This window comes from Vibrio sp. 1402 (assembly GCF_033340275.1).
Map to the genome: position 1 here is coordinate 1 of NZ_JAWOWE010000151.1, position 848 is coordinate 848.

Below are 848 nucleotides of genomic sequence, written 5' to 3' on the forward strand. Positions count from 1 at the left end.
GGCATTCATGGCGGGCAGGATAATGCTCTGCCGCCGCAGATTCTCGACAAGTGCGCTCGCCAGCACGATGCCTTTGTCGGTCTGCAAGGCCAGCTCGGTCAATGTATGCACGGCTTGCCGATAGTGGCTCATGGTGAAGGGCTTGAACCCAAAAACCGTTTGCAGCTCGACCAAGTGCTCCCGCCGTGTCTGTTCGCGCTGGCCGTACTCGCTCCAACTTTCCACTGGCATCTTGAGTTGCGCGGCCACCATGCGCAACAGGGGCGGAAACGGAGGCTCATCGACGCCCAAAAAGGTGCCAGGGAATCGCAAGTAGCAAAGCTGCACAGCGAAGCCCAATCGATTCGCGGCGCCGCGACGCTGACGGATCACCGACAGGTCGGTTTCGTTGAACGTGTAGTGCCGTATCAGTTCGTCTTTGGCATCTGGCAGTGCCAGCAGGCTTTCGCGCTCGGTGGCGGACAGGATTGAGCGGCGTGGCATGGTCAGTCTTCCCGCAGGTACTGGTACAAGGTTTCGCGGCTGATGCCGAAGTCACGGGCCACCAAGGTTTTTTGGTCGCCTGCCGCAACTCGCCGTTTCAACTCGGCAATTTGTTCGCTGTTCAGCGATTTCTTTCGTCCCCGGTAGGCACCGCGCTGCTTGGCCAGCACGATTCCCTCGCGCTGACGTTCGCGGATCAGGGCGCGCTCGAACTCAGCGAAGGCTCCCATGACCGACAGCATCAGATTGGCCATCGGTGAGTCCTCGCCGGTGAACTTCAGCCCTTCTTTGACGAACTCCATGCGCACGCCCCGTTGTGTCAGCCCTTGGACGATGCGGCGCAGGTCATCAAGGTTGCGTGCCAG

2 protein-coding genes are annotated in these 848 nt (G+C 60.3%); both read right to left on the reverse strand.

From position 1 onward, the window contains the following. Positions 1-483 (reverse strand): DUF4158 domain-containing protein (locus R7044_RS24735; protein WP_225455937.1); only part of this gene is annotated, 483 nt, incomplete at its 3' end. A 2-nt stretch (positions 484-485) separates the two neighbouring features. Beyond that, on the reverse strand, positions 486-848 hold a 363-nt coding region (locus R7044_RS24740; protein ID WP_225455938.1), incomplete at its 5' end, for a recombinase family protein.